The organism is Pontiella desulfatans, assembly GCF_900890425.1.
In the GTDB taxonomy this organism is placed as follows: Bacteria; Verrucomicrobiota; Kiritimatiellia; order Kiritimatiellales; family Pontiellaceae; genus Pontiella; species Pontiella desulfatans.
Genome location: NZ_CAAHFG010000003.1, coordinates 465,733 through 492,365, shown reverse-complemented (window position 1 = coordinate 492,365; position 26,633 = coordinate 465,733). Strand labels below are relative to the sequence as shown.

24 protein-coding genes and 1 pseudogene are annotated in these 26,633 nt (G+C 56.1%); 13 read left to right on the top strand and 12 right to left on the bottom strand.

Annotated elements, in window-relative coordinates; translation table 11 throughout:
• From hrpB to E9954_RS23095, 6 genes are all read right to left on the bottom strand, one after another.
• Positions 1-2,532, bottom strand: coding sequence for an ATP-dependent helicase HrpB (gene hrpB / locus E9954_RS23120; RefSeq protein WP_136081651.1), 2,532 nt, complete (start codon positions 2,530-2,532; stop codon positions 1-3).
• Positions 2,522-2,893 carry a YchJ family protein gene (locus tag E9954_RS23115; RefSeq protein ID WP_136081650.1) on the bottom strand — a complete coding sequence of 124 codons (372 nt, stop codon included), beginning with the start codon at positions 2,891-2,893 and terminating at the stop codon, positions 2,522-2,524. Before E9954_RS23115 ends, hrpB begins: the two co-directional genes overlap by 11 nt.
• On the bottom strand, positions 2,890-4,806 hold the full coding sequence (locus tag E9954_RS23110; RefSeq protein WP_136081649.1) for an ABC-F family ATP-binding cassette domain-containing protein: 1,917 nt from the start codon (positions 4,804-4,806) through the stop codon (positions 2,890-2,892). Before E9954_RS23110 ends, E9954_RS23115 begins: the two co-directional genes overlap by 4 nt.
• 170 nt (positions 4,807-4,976) lie before the next feature.
• Positions 4,977-5,588: a hypothetical protein gene (locus E9954_RS23105; protein ID WP_136081648.1), complete on the bottom strand. Its 612-nt coding sequence runs from the start codon at positions 5,586-5,588 to the stop codon at positions 4,977-4,979.
• 66 nt (positions 5,589-5,654) lie between these two features.
• The gene (locus tag E9954_RS23100; protein ID WP_136081647.1) at positions 5,655-6,182 is read right to left on the bottom strand and encodes a 3D domain-containing protein; all 528 of its coding nucleotides are present in this window, start codon (positions 6,180-6,182) and stop codon (positions 5,655-5,657) included.
• A 194-nt stretch (positions 6,183-6,376) separates the two neighbouring features.
• The gene (locus E9954_RS23095) at positions 6,377-6,718 is read right to left on the bottom strand and encodes a DoxX family protein (RefSeq protein ID WP_136081646.1); all 342 of its coding nucleotides are present in this window, start codon (positions 6,716-6,718) and stop codon (positions 6,377-6,379) included.
• A 266-nt stretch (positions 6,719-6,984) separates the two neighbouring features.
• Between E9954_RS23095 and E9954_RS23090 the strand changes: the two genes are divergently transcribed.
• The 12 genes and pseudogenes from E9954_RS23090 to E9954_RS33705 all read left to right on the top strand — a co-directional run.
• Positions 6,985-7,941 (top strand): hydroxypyruvate isomerase family protein, encoded by a 957-nt coding sequence (locus E9954_RS23090; RefSeq protein WP_136081645.1) that lies wholly within the window; start codon positions 6,985-6,987, stop codon positions 7,939-7,941.
• A 15-nt stretch (positions 7,942-7,956) separates the two neighbouring features.
• On the top strand, positions 7,957-9,282 hold the full coding sequence (locus E9954_RS23085; protein WP_136081644.1) for a Gfo/Idh/MocA family protein: 1,326 nt from the start codon (positions 7,957-7,959) through the stop codon (positions 9,280-9,282).
• Positions 9,283-9,337: 55 nt separating this feature from the next.
• The gene (locus tag E9954_RS23080; RefSeq protein ID WP_136081643.1) at positions 9,338-10,051 is read left to right on the top strand and encodes a 3-keto-disaccharide hydrolase; all 714 of its coding nucleotides are present in this window, start codon (positions 9,338-9,340) and stop codon (positions 10,049-10,051) included.
• 502 nt (positions 10,052-10,553) lie between these two features.
• Complete coding sequence (locus E9954_RS33540; RefSeq protein ID WP_168442516.1) at positions 10,554-11,348, top strand: helix-hairpin-helix domain-containing protein; 795 nt, start codon at positions 10,554-10,556, stop codon at positions 11,346-11,348.
• A gap of 54 nt (positions 11,349-11,402) precedes the next feature.
• Entirely contained in the window at positions 11,403-11,804 is a 402-nt protein-coding gene (locus E9954_RS23070; protein WP_222847288.1) for a thermonuclease family protein, read from the top strand.
• The gene (locus E9954_RS23065; RefSeq protein WP_136081642.1) at positions 11,805-12,470 is read left to right on the top strand and encodes a DUF2490 domain-containing protein; all 666 of its coding nucleotides are present in this window, start codon (positions 11,805-11,807) and stop codon (positions 12,468-12,470) included. It begins immediately after the preceding gene.
• A gap of 369 nt (positions 12,471-12,839) precedes the next feature.
• Positions 12,840-13,940 (top strand): homocitrate synthase/isopropylmalate synthase family protein, encoded by a 1,101-nt coding sequence (locus E9954_RS23060; protein WP_136081641.1) that lies wholly within the window; start codon positions 12,840-12,842, stop codon positions 13,938-13,940.
• A complete protein-coding gene (locus tag E9954_RS23055; protein ID WP_136081640.1) occupies positions 13,933-14,148 on the top strand; it encodes a hypothetical protein in 216 nt (71 codons plus the stop codon). Before E9954_RS23060 ends, E9954_RS23055 begins: the two co-directional genes overlap by 8 nt.
• 125 nt (positions 14,149-14,273) lie before the next feature.
• Positions 14,274-15,872 carry a sigma-54 interaction domain-containing protein gene (locus tag E9954_RS23050; RefSeq protein ID WP_136081639.1) on the top strand — a complete coding sequence of 533 codons (1,599 nt, stop codon included), beginning with the start codon at positions 14,274-14,276 and terminating at the stop codon, positions 15,870-15,872.
• Positions 15,873-15,887: 15 nt separating this feature from the next.
• Positions 15,888-16,328, top strand: a complete 441-nt coding sequence (locus E9954_RS23045) for a GNAT family N-acetyltransferase (RefSeq protein WP_136081638.1) — start codon at positions 15,888-15,890, stop codon at positions 16,326-16,328.
• A gap of 728 nt (positions 16,329-17,056) precedes the next feature.
• Positions 17,057-17,806, top strand: a complete 750-nt coding sequence (locus E9954_RS23040) for a hypothetical protein (RefSeq protein WP_136081637.1) — start codon at positions 17,057-17,059, stop codon at positions 17,804-17,806.
• A 66-nt stretch (positions 17,807-17,872) separates the two neighbouring features.
• Positions 17,873-17,986, top strand: a pseudogene (locus E9954_RS33705) (fumarate hydratase C-terminal domain-containing protein); the annotation flags it as partial.
• A gap of 41 nt (positions 17,987-18,027) precedes the next feature.
• Here the strand turns inward: E9954_RS33705 and E9954_RS23030 are convergent.
• From E9954_RS23030 to E9954_RS23015, 4 genes are all read right to left on the bottom strand, one after another.
• Positions 18,028-19,200, bottom strand: coding sequence for a pentapeptide repeat-containing protein (locus E9954_RS23030; RefSeq protein WP_136081636.1), 1,173 nt, complete (start codon positions 19,198-19,200; stop codon positions 18,028-18,030).
• A gap of 194 nt (positions 19,201-19,394) precedes the next feature.
• Positions 19,395-21,320, bottom strand: a complete 1,926-nt coding sequence (locus tag E9954_RS23025; RefSeq protein ID WP_136081635.1) for a hypothetical protein — start codon at positions 21,318-21,320, stop codon at positions 19,395-19,397.
• Between the two features lie 33 nt (positions 21,321-21,353).
• Positions 21,354-21,743, bottom strand: a complete 390-nt coding sequence (locus E9954_RS23020) for a type 1 periplasmic-binding domain-containing protein (RefSeq protein ID WP_136081634.1) — start codon at positions 21,741-21,743, stop codon at positions 21,354-21,356.
• A gap of 29 nt (positions 21,744-21,772) precedes the next feature.
• A complete protein-coding gene (locus E9954_RS23015; RefSeq protein ID WP_136081633.1) occupies positions 21,773-22,615 on the bottom strand; it encodes a hypothetical protein in 843 nt (280 codons plus the stop codon).
• Between the two features lie 701 nt (positions 22,616-23,316).
• Here E9954_RS23015 and E9954_RS23010 point away from each other — a divergent pair.
• On the top strand, positions 23,317-23,679 hold the full coding sequence (locus tag E9954_RS23010; RefSeq protein ID WP_136081632.1) for a group I truncated hemoglobin: 363 nt from the start codon (positions 23,317-23,319) through the stop codon (positions 23,677-23,679).
• 648 nt (positions 23,680-24,327) lie between these two features.
• Here the strand turns inward: E9954_RS23010 and E9954_RS23005 are convergent.
• Together E9954_RS23005 and E9954_RS23000 are read right to left on the bottom strand one after the other, a co-directional pair.
• Complete coding sequence (locus tag E9954_RS23005) at positions 24,328-25,923, bottom strand: ABC-F family ATP-binding cassette domain-containing protein (protein WP_136081631.1); 1,596 nt, start codon at positions 25,921-25,923, stop codon at positions 24,328-24,330.
• 132 nt (positions 25,924-26,055) lie between these two features.
• Positions 26,056-26,604, bottom strand: a complete 549-nt coding sequence (locus E9954_RS23000) for an AlkZ-related protein (protein ID WP_222847287.1) — start codon at positions 26,602-26,604, stop codon at positions 26,056-26,058.
• Positions 26,605-26,633: the final 29 nt, after the last annotated feature.

Genomic DNA, 26,633 nt, shown 5'->3' with positions numbered 1-26,633 from the left:
CTATCTCCATTCGTGCTTGGGATATCGGCCCTTCAATTCCTTTTTCAGCATCGGATAGGCGTTTTCCCAGAACGACTTCATATCCTGGGTTTTTTGCTGCGGACGCTGGTTCGGGGCGAGTGCTTCAACCACCACAGGAATCTGGCCGAAACCGATCCTTGGCGTTTCATTGAGATCGTAGAGTTTCTGGATCGAGGCCGAGAGCACCGGCGGTTGCCCGGCCTCGTAGCGCACTCTCGCGTTGAGGCCGCTCGGCAACTTGATCCGTTCCGGCACCTGCTTATCGATCAGGTCGAGCTGCGCCGCCGATAGCCACGACTTGACCACCTTCCATACCGGCCGGTCTTTCAGGTCGCGTTTGCAGACGGCCCCGAGGCAGATTTCCTGCACCATCGCGCGCCGCGCCTCTTCATCGATGGCCGGAATGCCATAGTCGGGACAGCCCTCCGCCAAACAGTTGACACGCGCAATCCACGTTTCGACCGCCTCATCCCACTTATAGAGTTCGAGCCGACCGGCCAACACCTCCTCGGCGATGATTTCCGCCGCCTGTTGCGGATCGACCGCCTGCTTCATGCTGGCCTGCAGCTCCAGGCCGCGGAACAATTTGCACTCTTTGGAAACCACGCGCTTCAACACCGGATCGAAAACCGCTTCGGTCTTTTCCTCGATATCCTCCGGGAAAAGCTCATCGAGCCACGCTTCGGAAATGGCCGTGCACAGGTTGAGCCGCACGTTCAAACCGCGGCCTTCAATTTCGCGGATTTCCGCCGCCACCACGAGCTCCGCGTCGCGCACCACCGTATCGCGGTCGAGGTCGCCGGCACGCCCATGCACCACCGCGCAATGCAGCGTACCCCGGTCGCGCCGTTTGGCCACCTGGTCGGAGAACGACAGCAGGATGCACTTCTGCAGATCTTCATCGAGAGGTGCCCGGGCATTGATATCCAACCCCTCTTGTTCGGCAATTTTCATGAAACGCTGATAGAGCGGCTTCACCAGGCGCGCCGCCCCGGCATGCACACCCAACCGACGGCAGGCATCGACCCTGTACTGGTTTTGATCGGCAAAACTCCACGCGCGCATCAGCCGTTGGAAATCCGACACGTCGTCTTCGCCCAGCACTTCGTCGCGGGTCCCGCGCGTTTCCGCCCCCTTGTTGCGCTCCAGAATCGAACGTCCCTGCGTCAGCGCGGCAATCAGGCACGCCTGGCGGACGCACCCATATTCCTGCCCCGCGAGCAGCATGCGGGCGTAGCGGGGGTGCATCGGGAACGAAACCATTTTTTGGCCGACGGCCGTCAGCCTGCCGGCGTGGTCGATCGCCCCCAAATCGGCCAGCAACGCCAGCGTACGCGCCAGCGATTTTGGATCGGGCGGTTCCAGCCACTCAAAATTTTCCACATCGTCGATGCCCCCCGCCTTGAGCGTCAGCACCACCTCCGCCAGATCGTGGCGCAGGATTTCCGGCAGCTCCTGCATCGGCCGGGCAACGTGCTCCTGCTCCGTCCAGAGGCGGTGGCAGGTTCCCGGCGCGGTACGCCCGGCGCGCCCCGTCCGCTGGTCGGCCGAGGCCCGGCTGATGCGCTCGACCAGCAGCGTATCGATGCCACGGTTGGGATCGTAGCGCGCGATGCGCGCGAAGCCGGCATCGATCACGATGCGGATGCCGTCGATGGTGATCGAGGTCTCCGCCACATTGGTGGCCACAACCACCTTGCGCCGGTCGCACTCCCCCACGGCCGCGTCCTGGTCGTGGGCAGAGAGCTCGCCGTGCAGCGGCAACACGGCAAAGCCGCGTGCGCACCTTCGGCCGCGGATCGCCTCGACCGTGCGGGAGATTTCGTAGCCGCCCGGCATGAAGACCAGCACATCGCCCTCCGCACCGGACTCAATCGCCTGCTCAAAGGCATCGGCGGCGGCCTCCCACATCGGGTGATGGCGGAAGTCGATGCGCTTCTTGGCATAACAGATCTCGACCGGAAACATGCGGCCTTCGCTTTTGAGCTCCCTGCAGGGGGCAAGGTATTCGCGCAACGGCCCGGCATCGAGCGTTGCCGACATGACGATGATTTTCAGGTCGGGTCGGGTCTTCTGCAAACGCAGGGCGCGAGCGAGTGTGATGTCGCCATAGATATGCCGCTCGTGGAACTCATCGAAAACAATCGTCGAAACCCCGCGCAGTTGCGGATCGGAAAGGAACTGGCGCAGCAAGATGCCTTCGGTCACATAGCGGATCTGGGTCTTGGCGGAAACATGTTTCTCCATGCGCACCTGGTAGCCCACCTCCCCGCCCAGCGGTTCGTTGCGCTCGAACGCCACGCGCTTGGCCAACAGCCGCGCCGCCAACCGCCGGGGCTGCAGCACCACCACCTCACCCGGGCCGGCGTTGCCGCAGTCGAGCACGATCTGCGGCACCTGGGTCGATTTCCCCGACCCCGTCGGCGCCTCGATGATGATGCGGTTTCCGGCCTTCAGCGCATCCGATAATTCAACACGGAGTTCATAGATGGGTAGCTTTTTAGGATTCATGCTCATCGCCTACGTAGAACCACTCACCCTTTTCCTTTTTGAAGGCAGAGCGTTCGTGGTGCTGCCCGGGTTTGCCATCGGAAATGTATTCGGCGATGAATTCCACGGTGTCGTCGCCGGAGAACAACACGTGGAGGCGAAGCCATTCGACCTGCTCCATCCAAAGGCGGATGGAGTTGGCCAAGGACGGTGTGCGGGTGGATGGGTGCGTGGTTCGCACCAGGTAATCGACATCCTTGACCACATAGGCTGTATAACGCGAGCGCATCAGTTGCTCGGCGGTTCCGGCTTTGCGTTTTCCGGCAAGGATTGCTCCGCAACACCCATCGAACAAGATACCGCTTCCACAGGGGCAAATCATCCTTCCAACTCCTCGGCGGTTTGCTCCCATTGGGATTCCAGGGTTTGGATTTCCTTCTGGATTGCGGCGAGGCGGGTGTTGATGGCTGCGAAGTCAGCATCGCGACGGGACATCATTTCCTCGGAGAGGGCGGTCTGCTCATCGGTAAGCTTTTCAATCTTGTTCTCGATTTTCTTCAGCGCCTTTTCGGCCTCGCGTTGTTGGGCGCGGATTTTGCGCGCGTCTTTGCCCTTGGCGGCGGGCTTTGCGGTTGCAGGGGTCGGCGAGGCCGCCGCCCCTCCAGGTGACTGCTGGCCACCGGCGGTACGCTGTTCGACTTTCTCGAGATAGTAGTCGTACCCTCCCGGGAAGCGGGAGACGCCCGTATCATCGATCGCAACAATATGGCCGGCAATGTTGCGGACGAAGGTGACATCGTGGCTAACGACGCAGAGCGCCCCCTTGTAGGCCTTGAGCGCCGATTCGAGCGCCTCGCGCCCGTTGACATCGAGATGGGTGGTCGGCTCGTCGAGCAGCAGAAAGTTGGGCGGATCGATGAAGAGACGCGCAAAGGCAAGGCGGATCTTTTCGCCGCCACTGAGCACCTCGCACTTTTTCTCGACCGAATCTCCGCTGAAGCCAAAACCGCCCAGCAGTTTCCGGACATCGGACTCGGACGCGGCGGGGTTTCCCTCCTTGACGATGTGGAAGACGCTTTTTTCCGGCGGCATGGTTTCGGCGAAGTCCTGGCTTTGGTAGCCGACCACCACCTTATGCCCCAGCACGCGCTTGCCCGCGCTCAGTTGCAGCGCGCCGGCCAACGAGCGGAGCAGTGTGGTTTTCCCCATGCCGTTGTAGCCCACAAACCCCACCTTTTCGCCGCGGTTGATATTGAGGTCCAGATCCCGGAAGATCCAGCGTTGCCGGTCGTAGGTGAGTCCGGCCTTTTCGAGGCGGATGATTTCGTGCCCGCTATGCGGCGGCTCGCCGATCCGGATTTTGGAGTGGTTGGCCAGGGTGGCGGGCGCATCGATGCGTTCCATTTTTTCGAGCTGCTTGATGCGGCTCTGCACCTGGGTGGCCTTGGTGCTTTTGGCGCGGAAGCGGCGGATGAAGCTTTCAATCTGCTCGATCTCGCGATCCTGGTTTTTCTTGGCGGCGAGCTGGTGGTGGATCCGGTCTTCGCGTTCTTTGAGATAGTAGTCGTAGCCGCCTTGGTAGCGGGTGGCGTTTCCGCCTGCGATTTCGATCGTTACGGTGGCGAGGGAGCGGAGCAGGTAGCGGTCGTGGGAGATGAGCAGCATGGTGCCTTCGTAGGCGCGCAGGAACTTCTGCAACCATTCCACCGCCGGGAGGTCGAGGAAGTTGGAGGGTTCGTCGAGCATCAGCAGGTCGGGACTGGCAATCAGGGTGCGCGCGAGCTCGGCACGCATCTGCCATCCGCCGGAAAACGAAGCGAAGGGCTTGGCGAATTCCTCGACGTGGAAGCCGAGGCCGCAGAGGGCGGCTTCGGCCCGGGCGCGCATTTCGTAGCCGCCCAGATGTTCGTAGTCGTGCTGCAGGTTGCCGATCTGCTTGAGCGCCCGCTCTTTTTCTTCGGGCCCGAAGGTTTCCATCTTCGCTTCCAGCTCGTGGATCCGGACGGGGATGGTCTTGAGCTCGGGAATGGAATCCTCGGTATAGTCGAGCAGGTTGAGATCGACCGCGTGCGGATTGAGTTGCTGGTGGAGGTAGCCGATCCGGGTGTGCTTCGGAATGACAATCTCGCCCTTGTCGGCCTCGATGTCGTGGCCGATCAACCCGAAGATGGTCGACTTGCCCGCGCCGTTGGGGCCGACGATGCCAATACGCTCGCCGGCGTTGATCCGGAACGTCACCGACTTCAGCACGTCCTGCGTGCCGAACTGCTTGCTTACCTGTATGAAATCGATCATGCGTTTCCCCAAAGACCGGAAAACCTACCGCAAAGCGATGGCGGATTGGAGCCTGCTTTTCAGGTATTTTTGGCGCGCCGGCCAATAGGGGGGCCACGGTGCTTTTCGGGGAGGGTAAAAAAAAAAGCGACCCGCAATCGGAGCCGCTTTGCACCAGAAAAGATTCCAGCCTAGTATTCGTTGCCCGGATCGGTGGCACTCGGGATGGCCTTCTTGAAGGCTTTGCCGGGATTTTCGAGTTCGCCAATCACATTGCCATCGCGGTCAAACAGGGTCTTTTTGCCGAGCTTGCGGATGAATTCAATGCCCTTGTCCTTGATGTGGCGACCGGAGCGGGTATCGATGACTTCCCCGTTGTGGTCGGAGATGACCACGAGATAGGTCTCGTAGGAACCGCCCACGTTAATGTTTCCGCTGGTGCGGCCGAGGGTGTACATCGGACTGGTGTATTCGAAGGTGTTGTCGTTTTCCTTGGAAAACTTGAACTCGCCCTTCTGGACGTCGATGATGCCGTAGTAGCCGGTATGGATCTGCTTGCCGATCACATAGAGTTCCGCGCTAACCGGATTGTCCCACGGTTGGGAGCTGGACTTGCGGACCTTGACGCGTACCTGGACCTGCTCGGTCTTGGCTTCGCCGTCCATGCCGGCCCCGATACTTTTCCGGGATGACTTTGCGGAGACATCGATATCCACCCTGAGCGGAAACTTCGTCTGGGCTTCCACGACCGCCACCGACGCCAGAACCGCAATACAAACGAGACCTTTAACCATACCTTTCATTGCATACCTCCATTTAAAGTTTAAAAGCTTATAAGACATTAGCGCTTCCCAGGCAACAGAAATGGATCACGAACCCACATTGGCAGGCGCCTCTTGCTGCGGCGGATCTTCCTTGGGCGGCAACCAAACCTTGACCTTGAGTTTTTTCACCCCCCACGACCGGGCGAACCAGTGGTTCGGGCGGTAGAGGTCGATATGCCGCCCCTTGATCGCGCCACCGGTGTCTTCGACGCGCCCATAACCGTAGCCGGGAACGTGCATGATGGTGCCATAGGGATAGATCGAGATATCGGCGGCAATGGAACCGGGGCGCACCGTTGCCCCGGACGAGGTAACGCCGATCTTTTTTATGCGGCCACTGAAAGTCCCCGTTTTTTGATAGGGAATGAATGCGAGCCATTTATAGCTGCAGCATTTTCGGCAATGGCAATACGACGTGGTGTCCAGTTCAACCACCACGGGTTCGGCATCCCCGGGCGGGCGTATGTATTTTGGGAAATAGAAGCGCCCCTCGAGCACAAACCACACGGCAACCCCCACGAGGAGGATGACCGTCCATTTTCCCGGCTTCCGCCGTCTGCGCCTGCGTCCCATGAACCGTTAGCGGGTGCCGGGGGCATCCGCGGGCGCCATATCGATGAACCGTGCGTACTGTCTATTCATTGCCCGACCTTTCGTTGGATGGTGGCATCATAAGGAATCGGAAGGCAAAGTAAAGAGGTTCCATCCATTTCAACCACCCCGCGCAATCCAGCCGGGCAAACCGCGCAGGATGGGCTCCTGGATGCCTAAGACAGCCAGTTTTCCAACAGCGCGGCCCAAACACAGAGGCCGAACAGGGCGGCGGCGGGAATTAGCCTCGAAATAGGATGCTTGGCGAAAAAATGGCTCTTCAACGCCCCCAGCATCAGGCAGGCGAGCGCCGACAAGACCCAGATCGTTAGGAAATCGAACCATAGCGTAACAGCACCCAATATTTCGAGAATCCCGATGAAATACATAATCTCCATCGGCAAGCGGAAATCGTGGAACTGCTCAACCAAGGTTTTCGCCTTGGCCAACTTGGCGGAGCCGGCCGCAAGAAAAGCCAGACTCGCCACAACCTTCAGAACAATCAGAAGTAAACTCATCACTATACTCCTTTCATCAACTAAGCGGAGTGTAGCCCCCGGCAGAAAACCGGTCGAGATCTTTCTCGCGCCCTCGCGCCCAAGCGAGTTGCCTCAAATTAAATGACACCGAAGCGCAGCGTCGGAAACCGCCCGCTGAAGATGCATGCATGCGGATTTCATACAAGGATTTGCCCCGTTTCTACAAGAACAGGCCTTTCGGGCATGTCCACTATGGGCAATTGTGCTTCGTTTAGTGGGAATAGACTAACAACCCAGGGGAGAAGATGATGAACCGCAGGACATTCGCAGCAACAACCACCACATTGGCCACCGTTGGAGCGGCCGGGCTGGCGACTACCGCTTCGGCACAAAACCCAGCCACCCCGTTCAAGCTAATGTATGCCCCCGGTTTCCGCCATTTTGTGAATAGTGCGGGGAAGGATCCGCTCGACCAGATCCAGTTCATGTACGACAACGGCTTCCGGGGCATCGAAGACAACGGCATGATGAACAAGCCGGTCGAGCTCCAGCAGAGGATCGGCGACAAGCTGGCCGCGCTCGGCATGACCATGGGCGTTTTCGTGACGGGCTTCGGCATGAACACCTACATGCTCACCTCCAACATTATGGGCGATAAGAACCGTGGCAAGGGAGTGGATGCCGATCCCAAGGCCGTCCGCGCCGAGTTGAAAAAAATGTGCGACCAAGCCATCGAAACCGCCAAGCGCGTCAACGCCAAGTGGACCACCATCGTGCTGGGCGCCGACAATCCGAACCTCGACTACGACTACCAGTTCGCCAATGTGGTCGACAACCTCAGATACTGCTCCGAGCTGATGGAACCCCACGGACTCGTGATGGTGATGGAACCGCTCAACTACATGAACCATCCCGGCGTCTTCCTGAAGACCGTCCCCCAGGCCTACGCCATCGCCAAGGCCGTCGGCAGCCCATCGTGCAAGATCCTCAACGACCTCTACCACCAGCAGATCGAGATCGGCAACCTGATCAACAACATCGACCGCGCGTGGGACGAGACCGCCTACATCCAGGTGGGCGATGTTCCGGGCCGCAAGGAACCCACCACCGGCGAGATCAACTACAAGAATGTCTTCAAGCACCTTTACGACAAAGGCTACAAGGGCATTGTCGGCATGGAGCACGGCATCAGCCGCCCGGGCGCCGAAGGCGAGCAGCGCCTGATCCAGGCCTACCGCGAAGTCGACGACTTTGAAATTTAATCAGGAGAAAACAACATGAACATCGATACCAGAAGACGAACCTTCCTCGCATCCAGCATCGCCACCGGCGCCGGCCTGACCCTCCTTCCCAGCGGAACGTTGGCGGCCGGAAACGACAAACTCAACATTGCCCTGATCGGCGCCTATGGCCGCGGACGGCAGCACCACCACGACCTGAAAACCCAGAACGTCGTCGCCCTTTGCGACGTGCATGGCGAATGCATGGCCATGGCCGCCAAGGAATTCCCGAGCGCGGCGCAATACACCGACTGGCGCAAATGCCTGGAGCGAAAGGATCTCGACGCCGTGGTCATCTGCACCCCGGACCACCACCACGCCTTCATCTCCATCTGGGCCATGAACCGCGGTCTGCACGTCTACTGCGAAAAGCCCCTGGGCGACTGCGTGGCCGAGGCGCGCGCCGTCCGCGAAGTCTACCTGAAGAACAAGCACAAGCTCGCCACCCAGCACGGCACCCAGCGCCACGCCCTGCCCAACTTCGACCGCGTGGCCGAAATGATCAAGGGCGGCGCCATCGGCGAGCTCAAGGACGTCCATACCTGGGGCAACCGCACGCACGACAAAACCGCCTACCTCCCTGCCACCGGCGCCCCGCCGGCCAACATCGATTGGGAACAGTGGATCGGCCCGACCCAATTCCACGCCTACAACCCCGACTATTTCGACCTGAAGCCCGGAAGAGGCTGCCTCAAATGGAACATGTACGACGACTTCGGCAGTTGGCAGATCGGCGATATGGGCAGCCATACCATGGACCTCGCCTGGAACGCCATCGATGCCGACCGCCCCACCAAGATCAAGGCCTTCGGCGATGCGGTCAACCCCGATGTCTGCCCCTCCGAGCTCACCGCCATCTTCACCATGCCGGCCAACGACTGGCGCGACGAAATCCGCCTGGCCTGGTACCAGGGCGGCCCGCGCCCCAAATCGCCGAACAGCGCGATCGACCTCGAGAAGATTGGCCACGGCGCCATGTTCAAAGGCTCCAAGGGCGTACTCATCGCCGACTTCAACAACCGCATCCTGGTTCCACTCGGAAAAGAGACCGGAATGGATTACTACACGCCGCCCAAGGAACCGCGCGCACCGATCGGCGGCTTCATGCACCAGTGGTTCAACGCCTGCAAGGGCGACCTTAAGACCGACTGCGACTTCGACTATGCCGGCCGCATGATCGAAACCCTGATGCTCGGCCTCGCCGCCCACCGCGCCGGCAAGGAACTGACCTACGACGCCAAGGCCGGCGTGGTTACCAACGAACCCGCCGCCAATGCGTTCCTCTCGAAAACGTATCGCAAAGGCTGGGAATTGAACGGATAGGAAAAAGCACGTAGTTCCGCCTGCAGGCGGAACTACGAACCTTCAAGGAACAACCATGAAACGACTGCCCACCCTCATTGCAACACTCGCCCTATCCACCGCCGCCCTCGCCGAAGGCGAATATACCAGCCTGTTCAACGGCAAGGATCTGGATGGATGGATCGTCAAGATCGCCAAATCCGAAATGGGCGAAAACCCCGGCAACATGTTCCGCGTGGAAGATGGACTCCTGACGGTTTCCTACGCCGACTATGCCGGCGAAAAATTCACCGGCGAATTTGGCCACATCCATACCGACAAGCCCTACACGAACTATCGCTTCCGTTGCGAATACCGCTTCATTGGCGAGCAGGTTCCGGGTGCGCCGAAATGGGCCTACGCCAACAGCGGCATCATGCTCCACTGCCCCCACCCCTCCAACATGGAGGTCAACCAAAACTTCCCCAACTCCGCCGAATTCCAGCTTTTGGGCGACACCCGCACCACCGGTTCGCTGTTCACGCCGGGGTGCATGGTCGAAAAGGACGGCAAAGAGGTGAAGGGATCGGTGAAAAGCACGATCCCATCCAAACCGTTCGGCGAATGGGTCAAGGCTGAGGCGGTCGTCAAAGATGGCACCATCCAGCATTGGATCAACGGGGACTTGGTCATGGAATATACCAATGCCCGCTTCGATGACGGCACGCCCATGAACGGCGGCCATATCTCGCTCCAAGCCGAAAGCCACCCGTGCCAGTTCCGCAACATCGAGATCCTGGTGTTGGATTAGAGCTTCGGCCAGCTGGAAACACACCCCCGAAAAGGCGGCCTCCAGCCGTCTTTTTTTTGCCTCTTCACGGAAGAGCGTCTTGAGCTGGAAAAACAGGGAGCCGTTGTCCCTGCATGCACTTCCGAACCCCGTTGAATTCGACCTTTGCACAGATCGAAACCCACCACAGGATGTTGCAGTTATGCTGACGGCCGTCAGCATAACTGCAACATCCTGCGGGTTCTTTTCCAGCGTCGGTGAAACAAAACGGCGCGGAGCACCGTTCCTCGGCCAACGCCGGTAGACGCATATGCCACGTGCCCGGCGACGTGCGTTCCGTGGTTGAAAGCTGCGCTTTGCCGAGAACAATACCTGAAGAGGTTCTGCGATCGGTTCCCGGGAAAAAAGCACTTCCGTGAACAGCCTTTTTTTGTGGGTCTGTTGCAATTAGTTTCGTGTATTCAGTCTATTTCGTGGATATGTTCCTTGCATGAAACGATCGGGAATAGTTTTGGCAATAGCGATGTTCACTGGCGTTTGCCTCGGCGGCGAACTGGTGCGGCTAGATGGCGCGGTGCTGGCCGACTATGGCGGCAACGACGGCGACAGCTTCATGATTGAACACAACGACAAGAAGCAGGTCGTCCGCCTCTACTATGTCGACTGCCCGGAAACCCATGCCACCACCGAATCCGATGCCCGGCGCGTGCGCGAGCAGGCGCAGCATTTCGGCATGGCGGACAAGCGGAAGGTTTTCGAGTATGGCAAGGAAGCCGCGAACTTTACCGAAAAGCAGCTGGCCAAACCCTTCACCGTCCACACCGCGTATGCCGATGCCATGGGGCGGTCACCGGGCGGGCGCGTCTTCGCCTTCGTTACCACCGCCGACGGGCACGACCTCGCCGAACTGCTGGTTGAACACGGATACGCCCGTTCCTACGGCTACCGCCGCGAGCTCCCCGACGGCACCCACTACAAGGAAGCCGCCGCCCGCCTCGACGACAAGGAAACCGTCGCGGCCCTGAAGAAACAGGGAATCTGGAAAGCCACCAACCCCGACCGCCTGGTCGAACTACGCGCCGCCTCCCGCCTGGAGGTGGCCGAGCTCAACGCCATCACCAACTCCGCCGCCATCAAAGGCCCCATCAACATCAACACCGCCACCGCCGAAGAACTGCAAGCCATCAAGGGCGTCGGTCCCGCCACCGCCGCGCGCATCATCGAACTCCGCCCCATCAACTCCGCCGACGACCTCGACCGCATCCCCCGCCTTCCCCAAAAAACCAAGGCCAACATCATCCAAGACACCGGCCTTTAGTTTCCGGGGGGAGCGACGCCCATTTCAAACGGTCTTAACCGGCAGGTCACCAAGATGGGGTTTGAAGTCATTCGCCATTTGGCCTACACTCGGTTCATGAAAAATGCAGACTGGCTATACCATTACAAGGCACTGGTAACGGATGCGTACGACGGCGACACGGTCACCGTGGAAATCGACCTGGGGCTGAAAACGGCCATCAAGGGCGAAAAGCTACGGCTCCACCGGATCAATGCTCCGGAGATGCGCGGCGACGAAAAGGAAGCGGGCAAGGTTGCGCGCGACTACCTGCGCGGACGTATCCTCGGCAAGGAGGTGCTCCTCGAAACCATCAAGGACAAACGAGGCAAGTATGGCCGCTACCTCGCCGAAATCTGGCTGGAGCAGGACGGCGGTTTCATCAACATCAACGATGAACTGGTTACCAGAGGACTTGCGGTTTACAAGGAGTATTAGGTGAAGTTTGCAACCGTTGTAGTCCTCGCCTGGGCGGCGCTGGGTGTGGCAACACGTTGCCGGGCCTGGGATGCCTCCGAAAACATTATCCGGCTAGAAGGTGCCGTCAAGGGCCCGCTTTCGGATTCGTTCACGCTGAAACTGGTGGAAAACCACCGCTACACCGAAAAGGGGAGCTTCCACTACTATCACCACACCGAGCTGGAGCTGGGCTGGGCGTTTGCCGAAAACTGGCGGCTTTCCCCCGCCTTCCGCTACATCACGGCCCGTTCCAAGGAGTCCGACTGGATCAGCAAGCCCACCTGGCTGCTCAACCTGAACAACTCGGCCAGCTGGCGCGGATTGAATCTTAGAACGCGGCTGCGCTTGTTCCACACCGACCTGGATTCGGTGGACGCTATCACCGATTTCCGTCCCAAGCTCACGCTGCAACCGACCCAGGGGTTCACCGGATGGAGCATCAAACCCTACATCGCCGATGAACTGATTTATAACTTCCAGGACAACAGTTTCTACCGCAACCGGTTCAGCGGAGGCGTCAAGCTCGTCCCGCTCAAGCCCCTGTCGTTCGACCTGTTCCTTATGCAGGAGCTGACCCGGCTCGGTAGCCAGAACGATTGGAAAGAGCGCTACAACTTCGGCTGCTCGGCCGCCGTTTACTTCTAGGAAAAGGAACGAAGGCGACTGGTGCCACAACCTGAACACGCGCAGCGATGTCTTTGGCTGCAAACACTAATTAGTACGAGCCAACCCGGCAGGGGAGGACGTCTCCACCCCTCAGGAACAAGTCCAACATTTTTCGTGTTTTTCACCAAGGGCTAGGAAATAAATGTCGAAGTTTGCCTATCCCCCTGCATTTGCATGGCTTGCGGCACCCGCCCGCACCGCATTGGTACCGTTCCGACATTTCTTTCCGAACCGCCGTCGAAGCCATCAAGAGGAATGCCAAAAACTTAACCATTTAAAACCAACAACTTAACGCCTTGGACTCCTTGGTCGGTACGGGGCTGGCACACCTCGCGCTATGGGGATGCAATGAAATCCCCTTATTTAATCGACACCACCCTGCGCGACGGCGAACAGATGCCCGGCGCGGTCTTCACGCGAGAAGAAAAAATCGGGATCGCCATCGCCCTCGCCGAAACCGGCGTGGGCGAGATCGAGGCCGGCATCCCGATGATGGGCCGCACCGAGCAGGAGGACATCGCCGCCATCCTTGCGCTCAACCTACCCTGCCGAATCACCGGCTGGTGCCGCGCCGCGCTGGCCGACCTCGACGCCGCCGAAGCCGCCGGCCTTGAATCCGTCCACCTCTCGTTCCCCCTTTCCGGCCACCACTTCCAGGCCCTGGGCAAATCCGAGGCATGGGTTTTCGAAACCCTCGAAAAGGTGCTGCCCGAAGCCTTGCGGCGGTTTGGATATGTTTCCGTCGGCGCACAGGATTCGGCACGCGCCGACCGCACCCTCTTACTTGCCTTTGCCCGCGGCGTGCATGGACTCGGAGCGAACCGCTTGCGGATCGCCGATACCGTGGGCGTGCTGAACCCATTCTCAACGCGGGCACTTTTTGAGGAACTGCACGAAGCCGTTCCCGGACTCGAACTGGCGTTCCATGCCCACAACGACCTCGGCATGGCCACGGCCAACACGCTCGCCGCCTACGAAGGCGGAGCAGCGGCAGCCGACGTCACCGTCGCCGGCATCGGCGAACGCGCCGGCAACGCCGCCTTCGAACAGGTGGCGATGGCGGTGCCGGAGCTGGGCATCAAGACCCACCTGTTGACCCCGTTGTGCAACCTCGTTCTGCCGGCCGCCGGAATGGAAGCGCCCCGGTGCTTCCCGATCATCGGGAAAAACGTCTTCAGCCACGAGTCGGGCATCCATGTGCACGCCGTGCTCAACCACCGGGCGGCCTACGAACCCTTTTCCGCCGCCGATATCGGCCGCACCGACGACACGCAGATCGTGCTCGGCGTCCATTCCGGCGAGGCGGCGCTCCGCCACGCCCTTGAAAAAATCCATATCAATCCCGGCAAGGAGCCGCTCGGCTGGCTGCTCAACCGAATCCGCAACCACGCCCTCGAAACCAAGCAGCCCGTCACCCCGCGCCAGCTCCGGAATATGTTTTATGAATAATCCTCCCGCCTGTCCCCACTGCGGCTCTATGCAGCTCGTCTCCGCATCCTCCTGCCGCAAGGTATACATCGACCACCACGGGGAACGCATCCCGCTCCTCACCGCCAACTTCAGCCTGGGCCTCCCGGTGATCGAAGAGAACGCCACCACCTACACGTGCAATTGTTCGTGGGCGGGGGCGGAAGGCGACTGCGATCCCCACAAATGACGGCTCAACCGCCATGCCCCAAACCCCGTTGGCACAGCTGATGCAATACTAGGTTCCGAACATGTCGGAAGGCGTGCACTTTGCAACATAATTGTAATTTCGACTCTTAAAATGACCTATAGCAAATGCCAAATTGTAAGTTTGATAATCCAACCCTCTGTGACCAGCGGCACATCAAGGAGCTCGAAACCTTGGCCGACATCGCCCGTACTCTCTCTTCGAAATCGCAGCAGGAAGAGGTTCTCCTCGAAGTAATCGATGTGCTTGAAAAAAGCCGCAGCGTGAAGCGTGGAACACTGATGCTGCTCACGGCCGACGGACGCGAGTTGCGCGTCGAGGCGGTGAAAGACCTTAAAGTGCGGCAGGCCGAGGGCGCGGCCTACCGCCGCGGCGAAGGCATTACCGGGCAGGTGCTCGAATCCGGCGAACTGCGCGTGGTTCCGCTTGTTTCGGACGAGCCCCGCTTCAAGGGGCGCCTGCATGGGCGGTCCGACGAAAAGCTCAGCTTCATCTGCGTTCCAATCATGGTCGAGAACGAAACCGTGGGCACCCTTTCGGTCGATTGCGATGCGCGGCCCTTGCCCGAGCTCAACGAGCTCGCGCGGTTTCTTTCCATCGTCGCCACCATGATCGCCAACGACGTTTCGGCGCGGCGGACCTCGCGCATGGAGCGCGAAGTGCTCGAATCCGAAAACCTGCGGCTGCGCACGGAGATGATGGAAAAATTCCAGCCGGAAAACATGATCGGCAACTCGCACCTGATGCACGAGGTCTATACCCGCATCCACCAGGTTTCCGCCTCCGACACCACGGTGCTGATCCGCGGCGAGTCGGGCACCGGCAAGGAGCTGGTGGCCGCCGCGATCCACTACAGCAGCGGCCGGGCAAAGAAACCCTTCGTGAAGGTCAACTGCGCGGCGCTGAACGAAAACCTGCTGGAGAGCGAACTTTTCGGCCACGAAAAAGGCGCCTTCACGGGGGCGCTGCAAACGCGCATCGGCCGGGTGCAGGAAGCCGAAGGCGGCACCCTCTTCCTCGACGAAATCGGCGACTTCTCCCCCACCACCCAGGTCAAGCTGCTGCGCGTATTGCAGGAACGCACCTACGAACGCGTCGGCAGCAACGAGCTGCGCAAAGCCAACGTCCGCATCATCGCCGCCACCAACGCCGACCTCGAAACCGCGATTCTCGAAAACCAGTTCCGGCAGGACTTGTTCTACCGCATCAACGTTTTCCCGATCCACCTGCCCGCCCTGCGCGCGCGGCGCGACGACATCCTGACGCTCACCAATTTTTTCGTGAAGAAGTATGCCAAGCAGATGGCGGTCGAAATCCGCCGCGTCAGCACCCCGGCCATCAACATGCTGATGGCCTACCACTGGCCAGGCAATGTGCGCGAACTCGAAAACACAATCGAATACGCGGTGCTCATGGGCCGGGAGGATGGCGTCATCCATGGCCACGACTTGCCGCCCACCCTGCAGACGCCCGTGGCCATTGCCGCAACCGGCAGCAACCAGCATACGCTCAAGGCGCGCGTCGCCATGCTCGAGCGCGACCTGATCGTCGACTCGCTCAAACGGCACAAGGGCACCATCAGCGCCGCCGCCCGCGAGCTCGGCATTACCGAGCGCATGGTGCGCTACAAGATCCAGAAGCTCGATATCGACTACGAAACCCTGTTCAAAAAACGACGGAAGAAAAAAACTCCAACTCGAAAATAAAACAGACAGGCCAAGATGAAGATCAGGACCGCCACCATAGAGGATGTTCCGGTGATGGCCGAGCTGCTCCACGAGCTGTTCGCCATCGAGGAGGATTTCACCGCCGACTTCCAAACCCAGGCGCAGGGGCTCGAACTCCTGCTGGGCCGACCGGGGGCGCAAATCTTCGTGGCCGAGTCCGGCGGGAAAGTCGTTGGCATGTGCACCGTGCAAATCCATATCTCGACGGCCAAGGGCCGCGAGGTCGGTCTGGTGGAAGACGTCATCGTCGATATCGACCACCGGGGCCGGGGCATCGGCGCCGCCCTGCTCCGAGCCCTCGAGGAGTGGGCGATTGAACGCGGCCTTGGCCGGCTCCAACTACAGACCGACCGCGACAACCACCCCGCCCTCGGCTTCTACCGCCGCCAAGGCTGGCACCTCACCAACCTCATCGGCTGGATGAAGCATTTGTAAAAAACCACCCCCACTCCCGCCTCAGGCCACGAATTCGTTGTCGATGTCTTCCGCAGGAAATGACGAAACAATTGGGCCGACACCCGGGACGTCGGGGACAGGAATGTCCCCGCTCCCGCACCAACCATTCCCCGCCGGGGAAATACCACCGCACCGCCGACGCACCACTTGCCGTACCGCAGGCGGCCCGCCTGCCCCGCCGAACGGGCAACCACCGCGCGCCCCCAAAACCGCTCGAGATCTTTTGCATCAAACCCTAATATTCTCACCCTTTTTCCAACGCCATTCGGAGCCTCTTGGATGACCCTTAGTTCATCAAACACAAAGATCAAAGGACCGACCCCTCAGACAAAATGACGATTTAGGCGGCCTGACCCGAATGGCCGTACCGCAGGCGGCCCGCCTTCACCGCCGAACGGGCAACCCCCCGCGCCCCAAGGGACGGAGACTTATCAATGTGATGATTGAACGCTTCTGGCGCCGCATCAAGCACGAGGATATCCGAGAATGCATGGGAGCTTGAACGGGGCGCTGGAACGTGTAGCATGCATACAAGTGTAAGCGACAACACCAGTCGTCGGGGAAGCGGTGCTGGAGGAAAACGCACGGAGGCCGCCAAGTTGGTGGCACGTTTTTCACCGATTGCGTATTAAAGGTTCTGCAAAAAAGAAAAGGCCACGACTTCTTTGCCGACATTCTGAGGAAAAAATGCCAACAAGAGGCAGACTATGAAGAGATGCTCGACCATCCCAACTCTATGCGCACTTATGCTGTGCGGCCAAGCTCTCGCAGAGGAATATGTGTTCAATGCAGTTACCGATTTCCCGGAGATAGACCAAGGGGAGGTGCCGTTCTATAAGGATGTCGAACAAAAAGCGCTGGCGATCGATACGAGCAAAACGGAACACCGGAACAAATGGGCCCGCGCCTCGCTTGTTTTCTCTGGGGAAAGCGGAACCTATGCGGCAACACTCACGGCCCTAAGAGAACCGTCCGGTGAATGCTTCTATCGCATCTTGGTCAACGGGAAATCCCAAATAACGGTAAGAAACCGTGAGTGGAAAAAAGAATATGATCCCACGCCCCACCGCTGGTCGGATATCGAAATCAATAAAGGCGATAAAATATCCGTCGAAGCGCGCTCCAGCACTAACGGCTCGATCAAGGAAAAGGGTGATGCCATCTGGGCCCGCGGGCGGTGGAGCAAGCTAACGCTGAAATCCATTGATAACGGCGCCCCCGAATCATCGATTGTCTACCCCGCCAACTCATTCGGAGACCAAAAGGTGCGGGTCAGCATTCAAGACATGGAAACACATGCCTGGACACTGATTGGTGTATTTGAATCAAACGAAGATATCGTAATCGATAAAATCGAGGAAAATAAATACTATCGCACCCGCATCCAAATATATGATCGCAAAACAGGCACATGGATCACTGAAAAAGAGTTCAGCACATTCCGGGGATCTCGTTAAACAGCAGCTCCAACCGTTGCTAGATGACCTGCAACAATTCGTAACCTCGGCAATTCAACAGCTCCACGCACCCAGACCATCACCGACTCCCGCACCAAACACAGCGGCTTCTACCTCGGCTCCATCGGCGGCCCCGCCACCCTCCTTGCCGAGAAAAACATTAAGTCCGTCGAGATCATCATGACTAATACACTCTAAACAAGGTATCTGCTGAGAGCATTTCAGTTAGCGATTTTTTTATTCAGATTCTTTTCCGACTCAAAATCCACCCATTGATCAGAGCTTTCCCCATCAGACTGGTTCCAGTTTTTAGGCCGATTGATGTAATTTGGCAATTTAGTGCTGTGACTGCCAAATGCCCGATCAACCGATTCTTGTTTAAGGTTAGAGACCGAAGAGAGATCGCACCCGATGAACAGAGCCCCGAAGATCCGGGCATTGTCAAGATTGGCACTACCGAAATTAACGTTAGCAAAAGAAGTAAAACTAAATGAGGTATCGGTTAAATCCGCTTGATCAAAAGTGATGTTTTTCAGCGTGGCATCTGAAAAATCAGATGAAGTAACTGAAGCCCCAACAAATGAACAGCTCGATAACTTACTGCCGTAAAAGTCACTATTTGTGATTCTTGCACCATTAAGATCAGAGCTATCAAAGCTGGAAAACCTAAAAACAGACTCTTCAATTTCAATTTCTAGTAACGCTGAGGATTTGACCGTGACTTGAGAGAAGTCTGCTTCGGCCAGATATGCCTTAAAGAAATCAACATTATCATAAGTCGCATTAGTCGATGATGTCTCGATCATCTCCGACTCTGTATATTGGATATTGTATTGATCACTATCATCCAAAATCGCCTTACCGAGATTTGCCTTTGAAAAATCCGTATAACTCAAATTCGCCTCTCGAAAATCAGTAATAATGAGCAATGCATTCGAGAAATTTATCTTGTGAATAAAAGCCTCTTGGAAAGAAGACCTTGTTAAATCAGAATTTGATAGATTGGAATCATCGAGTGTTGATTCATTGAAATTAATGGCATAGAGATTCTGACCGGAAAGACCAATTAGGTTACTAGTCGATGTTCGGGATAGGTCAAATCCCGCAACACTGTAACCCTTGTCAAGTATTTCGCTTATGGCCTCCACAAGCTTCTCCGTACTGTACCTGTTCTTGATTACATCATCATACATCGCTCGAAAATCAGCTTGCTCTCGAAAAAATTTGTTTGCAGCACGCTCCTCTCTAGCCAAATCTCGTTCATCAAGAGCTAAAAAGAGATTCACGACGATAGCGACGATTCCCAGCACCACACTGAGCTGTCCCACGAAATGAAAAGCCTTTTTCCACCTACTTTTTTCCTCAAGGATTTTTACATAGACCGGATCTTCCATTAGCGACCTCCCAGTTAAATCTCCATGAGTACAAACTTTCCATTAACAACAGCGTTTACCGAGGGTAAGGCTTTTGTCCCGACCGCGGGATTTAGCGAAAGAAAAGAGGACTTCACCAAGGCCCCTGACCCTTTCGCTTCAATATGCGTCCGATGGTTCAACTTAAATATATATTATTTAGACCTACCCCTCATTTAACGAGGAACTGCCTGGAAGGTCTGGATTAGATCCAGCGCAAAGAAAAACATGTGCGGATCATCCTCAACGCTCAGGTTGTAGCCGTAACCCAACTGCAGGAAATTTTTGAGAAGAGTAAGCTGAACACCGACCGCGAGTTCTGTTCCGGTCTCAAAGCTTGGAGCAGAAACATTGATTCCCAATCCGGGAGCAAATATATCATAAAATGTGTGGCCATATGATATGGGCCTGTAATGGAAGTTATATCCCACCCCAGGTGCCGCCCTGAAGGAGGAGGAGTTGTCACTTAAACGGTTAAAGAACAAAAGCTGAGCGTTGTAGGTAGTGTACCACCCGAACTTCCTTACTCCAAAAAGCTTCGATCCTTCAAAGGTGTATGTGTTTTCACTCTCTTCAGACGCAATTCTCGGATTCACTGTAACACTATATATGACCATGAGGTCATCGCCCTGTTCTGCGGGAGTATCTGCAAGATGAACAACTCCAGCAGGAGAAAGCGCTATGGAAAACGGCGTGCGTGCAATTGTCCTCCCGTCCAGTTTACCGAAGGATTGTCTTTGAGGAAGACCTTTGAGAGCCATCAGAGAAACGTAAAGCTGGGCAAAATCTCCGTTGGTGTTTTTCAGCCCTGTATCCAGAGCATCTCCAGCCTTTTTCAATACATCATCCAGCCACTTTTTCTGGTTTGCAGCTAGATTCTGAGAGGAGGATGCCTTCTGCTCCAGAATAACAACATTCTCTTTTATTGCTTCAATACCAGCAACAATTGTTGTTGCTTCGGCTGCGACCTCAACAGGACTTATCGGCGTATCAGCCGAAGCGGATTTAATAAGGGTCTCGATCTGCTTTTTTACTGCTTTAGTTTTATCGATGATTGCTTGTGCATCAGCCTTGTATACGGCCAGCGTTGTATCGTTCGTATTTGTAATATCGTTCAGTTCGGTCAGGAGAGAATTCGTTACCGATGAGAATGAGTTGGAAAGTGCGGTTACGATATCCCGTTGTAGATTTTTAATATTCTCTTCTGTGCTCTTGTCTAGGATGACATTGATAGTTTTGGCCAACTCGTTATAGGCCTTGTATTCATCTGCAACTCGTTTGGTATCTTCCTCGCTTGGTATGCCGATTCGTTTACTCTTCTGGCCTCTGCCGGATCCGGCAACTTTTGTGTATGGACTGATGGTTACAGGTATCTGTTCTTTTCCCCTGACCAATTTGGCTTCCATTTCGAGTTGAGCGTTGTCTTTTATTAGAGCCAGTTCATACTTTTCGATCTTATCATTTAACAATGAAATATATTCGTTAAGGAACTCGGTTATCGCATCTGGACTATAGTTGCTGGCAGACGGCGCGATACGATTGTAGATACTGCTGACATGATCATTGGCTACATCGGACTCTTCCAGCGAGATGCCAAGCTTGCTTTCATCATCGGCATTGTAGTTCCACTTCCCATAATAATATCGCTGGTTTACGTATTCATGAATATTTGTTTTGAGTTGACTCACTATGGCCAACTGCTTTGTCCAGAGTTCCACATACTTTAGCTGGGTTGCCTTGCTAGGATCAAACGATGCATAAAAACGTTCATATGATTCAACTAGACCCAGAACAATGCGAATATCTTTCCGGATGGCTTTTATCTGCTCTTGAAGTAAGCTGATCTCTCTTGATTGTTCCTTGGTTGGGCCAAGGCCGATTGCCCGACTCAGTGCCGCTCTGTCAGGCTTAATCTCAACCACACTTTCATAGTCTACGAGATTCTTCGGTGGATTCGAGATGGCATTGGTCTCGCCTCTTCTTGTCTCATATGACTGAAAGGAGCTGGAGACTGACGTGTAACCCGCTTCTACCATCGTTACCGAAAACAAACCCGTGAAGCACATTAGAACCGCTAGTTTAATATGATTAGCCTTTGACATACCTCGAACTCCCGTTGGATTATGTAGCCTGATCTATGCTGTTTTAGTCTTCAGATAGCACTCATCGATATTCAATGTGTTGAGCTTGAAACGTTTCAATTTCTCTTCGATTCGTTTGTTTTGGGGGCTGATGAAGGTCATCAGGTAACCATCAACCGGCCTGAATAGTTTTTTGGAAGCTGCGGGCATGTCCGTGATATTGTTCAGGAGTTCGGAATCGGTAATCCACACGACACCGCGCTTGGTGGCATAGCGCTGTTTAGCTAGGTCGAATGCTTTGGCAGCACTCTTGCTGTTCCCATGAACGACAGCGATTGCAGCATATTTTGAAGCATCAAGATATAGCTTTAACTTTGCCGCTGCTTCAGCTGGCGGGGTTGTTATTGCAAGAACTAATGCGTGGGATGATCCAGGTGTTGGCATGATATATCTCCGTATTTTATTTAATTAATTCAAACATTCCATAGTGAGCGGATGTATTTTAGGTAGGCGGGTTTGCTGTAGGGTTTGTTTTGGTGGATTCGTAGATAATCCAATACCAACTTGTAGGCGATGGGTTTGATGGCGTTGTTGTCTTCCCAGTAGCCGATGTGGCTGATGGGATTGCCCATGCTGATGACGCCGCCGATCTCGGTGACATAATCCATGTCGACGGCTTTTTTATAATGTGGATTCAGCTCGCGCAGCGGATAACCAATGATGTCTTCATCGTCGAGAATATTGATCCAGGCTCCGTTAGGCCGTTCGACCTGGGTTGGGCTATCGGCTTTGGCAGGATCGCCATAGCGCAAGGCCCAGACCGCGATGGGAGAACCCAATGTAAACAGGTTCGTAGCGGTGATGTCGTCCGCATGATCGTAGAGGTAGTTGGAAACGATGATTGAGCCCAAGCTGTGCGCCACAAACGTGAATTCAACATCATCGCCGTCATATTCATTTTTTACGGCATCGATGACGGACTGCACCTTTGCATCAATCTCATTGTAGACCTCGTCGCCCTCGCCCGTTTTTTGATAGGCAATGGCATCGCCGGCAAAGGAGATCAGAAACTTGCGCAGCTTGACCATATCGAGATCATGCTTGCTGTTTACCCGTCGCCACAATTCGGCCTGCGGATCGGAGGTGATGGGTGCCCAGACGACCTCGCGGCAAATGAGATCCGGAGAGGAAACTGAAGCATCCTTCTTTTTGAGTAGTTTAACGAAGGTTTCCTGAAGCTTCTCCGCACTCTTGTGGGAATAGCCGGCTTTCTGTTCGCCGATGCCGTGAAGGTAGATGACCGCTTGCCTCTTCATCGCTCCCCCCTTGGGCACGCCATGGTGCTCCTGGTTCCATCGCAACACACAATCAAACGCTTCATAATTTACCTCCCATTTTTTATGATTCCGCTTAAGCCCTGCCAAGAAAACAGAAGGAAAATAAACCACCGATGATCATTGTGCAAGTATTTTGGTCACATTTTACGGGTTTAAATTTTAGAGATAATAGGAACTTAGCCTGAATGGTCTCACCACAGAGGACCTAGCGCGGCATAGCCGCAACCAAATTGTTTAGAACCACTGATGAACACCGAAGACACAGATTTTTTTTTTACCACAGAGGGCAATGAGACACAGAGCACCCTAATCCTCTGAGCCTCAGTGTCCTCTAGCGCAGCGGGTGGTGAAAACTTGTCAGGAAAACAAGAAATTGACGGATAGTAGTACGGAGGCACAGAGAAATAGTGCAATCCCGCTCCTCTGTGCCTCATTGCCCTCTGTGGTAAAAAAAACGAATTAGTTTAATTTGGTATAAGTGATCGGAGTTAATCCGTGTCGATCTGTGGCTTTGGAATCCACCATACCACCGCCGCCCCGCGGGGCGATGCAACGAACTATGGCCTTATAAAACCTTATTGTTCATAGACTTGCCGCCCTGCGACACTAAGATCACGTCTCGTTAAGCGAGAGGCAACGGAGACGTTGTACATGCAAAGCAACCTACAAGGAGCGATACCATGGCAGACTCATTATATGAACGACTCGGCGGATCGGAAGGCATTAACCGGATCGCAAGCGATGCGTTGGACAATCATCTGGCCAACCCGAGGATCAAATCCCGCTATGAACATCTGGACAACCTTGAAGCGGTGCGGAAGGGCGCGGCCAACTTCTTCATTTCAGCGACCGGAGGCCCGGATGTCTACGAAGGCAAGAACATGATTGAAACGCATAAGGGCATGAACATCGACGAAGCGGAGTTCATGGCCGTGGTGGACGACATCCTTGACTCGCTGGACAAGAACAGCATTGCCCAACGGGAGCAGGAGGAAGTGCTCTTTGCCCTCTACAGCCTGCGGCGGGAAATCGTGGGCGTCTGATATGCAACCAACCTGAATCGCCTCACCTCTGGGAGTCCAGCGCGGTCTAATCTCAACCAAAGGGGTTCACAGGATTATTGATAACAGGACTATCTTTAAAATCATGATCTTCGACGACCAAATAGTCCTGTTATCAATAGTCCTGTGAAATAGGTATGAGTGCGTTTAATTCGGTATAAGCGATCAAACAACCAGTGTGCGACAAGGGTTCCTTTTGGAGCTACCCGACCGTTTATTAGGCCCTTCGCCGAAGGGCAGGAGCAACATGTTGTTCCTTAGCGAACATGTTGTCCGGCGTAGCGCGGATATCCGATCCGCGTTTCCTTGGTAGCGGGAACTCGCATCGGACATGCGAGCTACGGCTTGGCATCGGCTGCCGAAGGCCTTTTGTTCCGGGCGCAGTCTTGGAAAAAACCTAGTCCCTTTCTATTCAAATCCTATCATGTTGAATCGATCGCGTTGCTCTCTATTTTCTTTCAGAAAATCATGCTTCGCGGCGACGGTTTTTTTACCACTGAGGACACGGAGCACAGAGGGATGGAGTTCTCTGTGTCTCGGTGCTCTCTAGCGACACGAAGTGAGGCTGGCGCGAAGCGACGGCAGCGAAGCGGCAACCGGGTGGTAAAATTTGGTTCCGGCTCTGCTGGGTTAGGCTTTGCGGCTTTTTTTCATGGCTTCGTAGTCATCGAGGGTGCCGGGATAGTCGATGATGCCGTCTTCGGTGACTTCGAGGATGCGGGTGGCGAGGGTGGCGATGAAGCGGTGGTCGTGCGAAACGAAGAGCAGGGTGTTCGGGAACAGCGAAAGGCCAAAGTTGAGCGCCTCGATGGATTCGAGGTCGAGGTGGTTGGTTGGTTCGTCGAGCGCCAGCACGTTGCCCCCTTCCATCGTCATTTTCGAAATGATGAGGCGGGCCTTTTCGCCGCCGCTAAGGACACCGACCTTTTTCCAGCAATCCTCGCCGCGGAAGAGCATGCGGCCCATGAAGGAGCGCAGCTCGACCTCGGAGGTGCCGGGCTCGGCGTAGCGGCTGAGCCAGTCCAACGCGGAGACGTCGGCATCCAGCAGCGCCGAGGTATCCTGCGGGAAGATGCTGAGTTCAACGGTTTCCCCGGGGATGACTTTGCCGGTATCGGCTTTTAGCTGGTTGCAAAGGATGTTCAGCAGCGTTGTTTTCCCGATCCCGTTCTTACCAATGATGGCGACGCGTTCCTCGGGGCCGATGGTGCAGGAAAAGTTGCTGAAGATTTCTTCATCGTACGACTTGGAAACCCCCTTGGCCTTGAGCACCTTGTCGCCGAGGCGCTTCTTTGGATTAAAGCGGATGAACGGCGAGACGCGGCTGCTGGGCTTGAACTTGGTGATTTCGAGTTTATCGAGGGTTTTCTTTCGCGAGGTGGCCTGCTTTGCCTTGGAGGCGTTGGAGCTGAAACGGGAAATGAACGCCTTCAATTCCTGGGCCTGCTTTTCAACCTTCTTGTTCGCCTTCTCCTGCAGGTCGCGGGCATCGAGGCTGGCGATGGTAAAGTCGTCGTAGTTACCGGGGAACATGCGGATTTCGTGGTAGTCCAAATCGGCGATATGGGTGCAGACCTGATTCAGGAAGAAGCGGTCGTGCGAAATGGTGATGAGCGTTCCGTTGTAGCGCTTGAGCAGTTCAACGAGCCACTCGATCGATTCCATGTCGAGATGGTTGGTCGGTTCGTCGAGCAGCAGGATGTCGGGCTGGCCAAACAGCACCTGCGCCAGCAGGACGCGCAGCTTAAAGCCGCCCTGCAGCACGGTCATGCCCTGCGCGAACAAATCCTCCGTAAAGCCGAGGCCGATGAGCAAGGTGGCCGCTTCGGCCTCCATCGTGTAGCCGCCGGCATCGCCGAACTCCTCCTCGATATGCCCGCACCGGTCGTTCTCTTCATCGGTGAGTTCATCCTTCGAATAGAGGTATTCGCGCTCGCAATGCAGCTTCCAGAGCACCGGATTGCCCATGTAGACCGTATCGATGATCGAGTGCTTGTCGAAGGCCGAGTGGTCCTGCCGCAGATAACCCAGCGTGCAGCCATGGCCGATCGCCACCTCGCCTTCGGTCTGGTCCTGTTGGCCGGTCAGTATTTTCATGAAGGTTGATTTGCCGGAACCGTTGGCCCCGATCAATCCATAGCGGTTGCCCGGCGTGAACTTAACCGACACATCCTCGAAGAGGGTGGTTTGGCCGAAACGCATCGTGATCTTGGATGTTGAAATCATATGAAAATACCTGGGTTGAGTCTGTTTTTCCGAAAAAGCAGGCAGTGCTATATCAGCATATGCCCCGGAACCCCACTGCTAATTGCAACGAATTGGCCCGGCAACGGGACCCGGCATCCCCTGCCGCGTGCATCAAACCCCATCCGGAACGTGTTGGTTCCAAATGTCGGCATAGACCTCCTGGAAGGTGAGCCAGGTGTCTTGTTCGGCCTCGCAGTCGCGCACGACGTTCATCGAGATTTGCAGGTTCTTAAGGGCGGTGTCGAACTGGCTTTTTGAACAGCCGCATGCGCTAACCACCTCGTTGCGCAGCTCGGTGGTGGTCCAGGGTTCGTTGCGGATGTATTCAAAGATTCGCTGCGCAAGCGGGTTGAGCGATTCGACCGGTTGATAGGCCGCCGGGAAATGGGTTCCGGAGAGATGGTCCATCTCCATCAGGACTGCGAATCCGCCCTTGATCTTCCCGTAGTAGATTTCGTTCGGGTAGTCGGCGGGCAACTGGTTCTTCCACGTCCAGACCGCCCCCATCTTTACGCCCCAGCCGGATTCACCCGGTTGCTTGTCCGGCAAATCCACCTGTTCCCACAGGGAAGTGTGCTCCACTTTGCCGGAAGGGAAGATGGTGCAGATCTTCACTTCCTTAACGAACTCGCGCGCGTCTTCAATGGTCTTAACCTTCATCGGCCATCCCTTTCCATTCATTCCATCCA

Bases quoted from the DNA above. Each gene is read 5' to 3' on its own strand.
- hrpB (WP_136081651.1), bottom strand. From the start codon at position 2,532: ATGAATCCTAAAAAGCTACCCATCTATGAACTCCGTGTTGAATTATCG.
- E9954_RS23115 (WP_136081650.1), bottom strand. From the start codon at position 2,893: ATGATTTGCCCCTGTGGAAGCGGTATCTTGTTCGATGGGTGTTGCGGA.
- E9954_RS23110 (WP_136081649.1), bottom strand. From the start codon at position 4,806: ATGATCGATTTCATACAGGTAAGCAAGCAGTTCGGCACGCAGGACGTG.
- E9954_RS23105 (WP_136081648.1), bottom strand. From the start codon at position 5,588: ATGAAAGGTATGGTTAAAGGTCTCGTTTGTATTGCGGTTCTGGCGTCG.
- E9954_RS23100 (WP_136081647.1), bottom strand. From the start codon at position 6,182: ATGGGACGCAGGCGCAGACGGCGGAAGCCGGGAAAATGGACGGTCATC.
- E9954_RS23095 (WP_136081646.1), bottom strand. From the start codon at position 6,718: ATGAGTTTACTTCTGATTGTTCTGAAGGTTGTGGCGAGTCTGGCTTTT.
- E9954_RS23090 (WP_136081645.1), top strand. From the start codon at position 6,985: ATGATGAACCGCAGGACATTCGCAGCAACAACCACCACATTGGCCACC.
- E9954_RS23085 (WP_136081644.1), top strand. From the start codon at position 7,957: ATGAACATCGATACCAGAAGACGAACCTTCCTCGCATCCAGCATCGCC.
- E9954_RS23080 (WP_136081643.1), top strand. From the start codon at position 9,338: ATGAAACGACTGCCCACCCTCATTGCAACACTCGCCCTATCCACCGCC.
- E9954_RS33540 (WP_168442516.1), top strand. From the start codon at position 10,554: ATGTTCACTGGCGTTTGCCTCGGCGGCGAACTGGTGCGGCTAGATGGC.
- E9954_RS23070 (WP_222847288.1), top strand. From the start codon at position 11,403: ATGGGGTTTGAAGTCATTCGCCATTTGGCCTACACTCGGTTCATGAAA.
- E9954_RS23060 (WP_136081641.1), top strand. From the start codon at position 12,840: ATGAAATCCCCTTATTTAATCGACACCACCCTGCGCGACGGCGAACAG.
- E9954_RS23055 (WP_136081640.1), top strand. From the start codon at position 13,933: ATGAATAATCCTCCCGCCTGTCCCCACTGCGGCTCTATGCAGCTCGTC.
- E9954_RS23050 (WP_136081639.1), top strand. From the start codon at position 14,274: ATGCCAAATTGTAAGTTTGATAATCCAACCCTCTGTGACCAGCGGCAC.
- E9954_RS23045 (WP_136081638.1), top strand. From the start codon at position 15,888: ATGAAGATCAGGACCGCCACCATAGAGGATGTTCCGGTGATGGCCGAG.
- E9954_RS23040 (WP_136081637.1), top strand. From the start codon at position 17,057: ATGAAGAGATGCTCGACCATCCCAACTCTATGCGCACTTATGCTGTGC.
- E9954_RS23030 (WP_136081636.1), bottom strand. From the start codon at position 19,200: ATGGAAGATCCGGTCTATGTAAAAATCCTTGAGGAAAAAAGTAGGTGG.
- E9954_RS23025 (WP_136081635.1), bottom strand. From the start codon at position 21,320: ATGTCAAAGGCTAATCATATTAAACTAGCGGTTCTAATGTGCTTCACG.
- E9954_RS23020 (WP_136081634.1), bottom strand. From the start codon at position 21,743: ATGCCAACACCTGGATCATCCCACGCATTAGTTCTTGCAATAACAACC.
- E9954_RS23015 (WP_136081633.1), bottom strand. From the start codon at position 22,615: ATGAAGAGGCAAGCGGTCATCTACCTTCACGGCATCGGCGAACAGAAA.
- E9954_RS23010 (WP_136081632.1), top strand. From the start codon at position 23,317: ATGGCAGACTCATTATATGAACGACTCGGCGGATCGGAAGGCATTAAC.
- E9954_RS23005 (WP_136081631.1), bottom strand. From the start codon at position 25,923: ATGATTTCAACATCCAAGATCACGATGCGTTTCGGCCAAACCACCCTC.
- E9954_RS23000 (WP_222847287.1), bottom strand. From the start codon at position 26,604: ATGAAGGTTAAGACCATTGAAGACGCGCGCGAGTTCGTTAAGGAAGTG.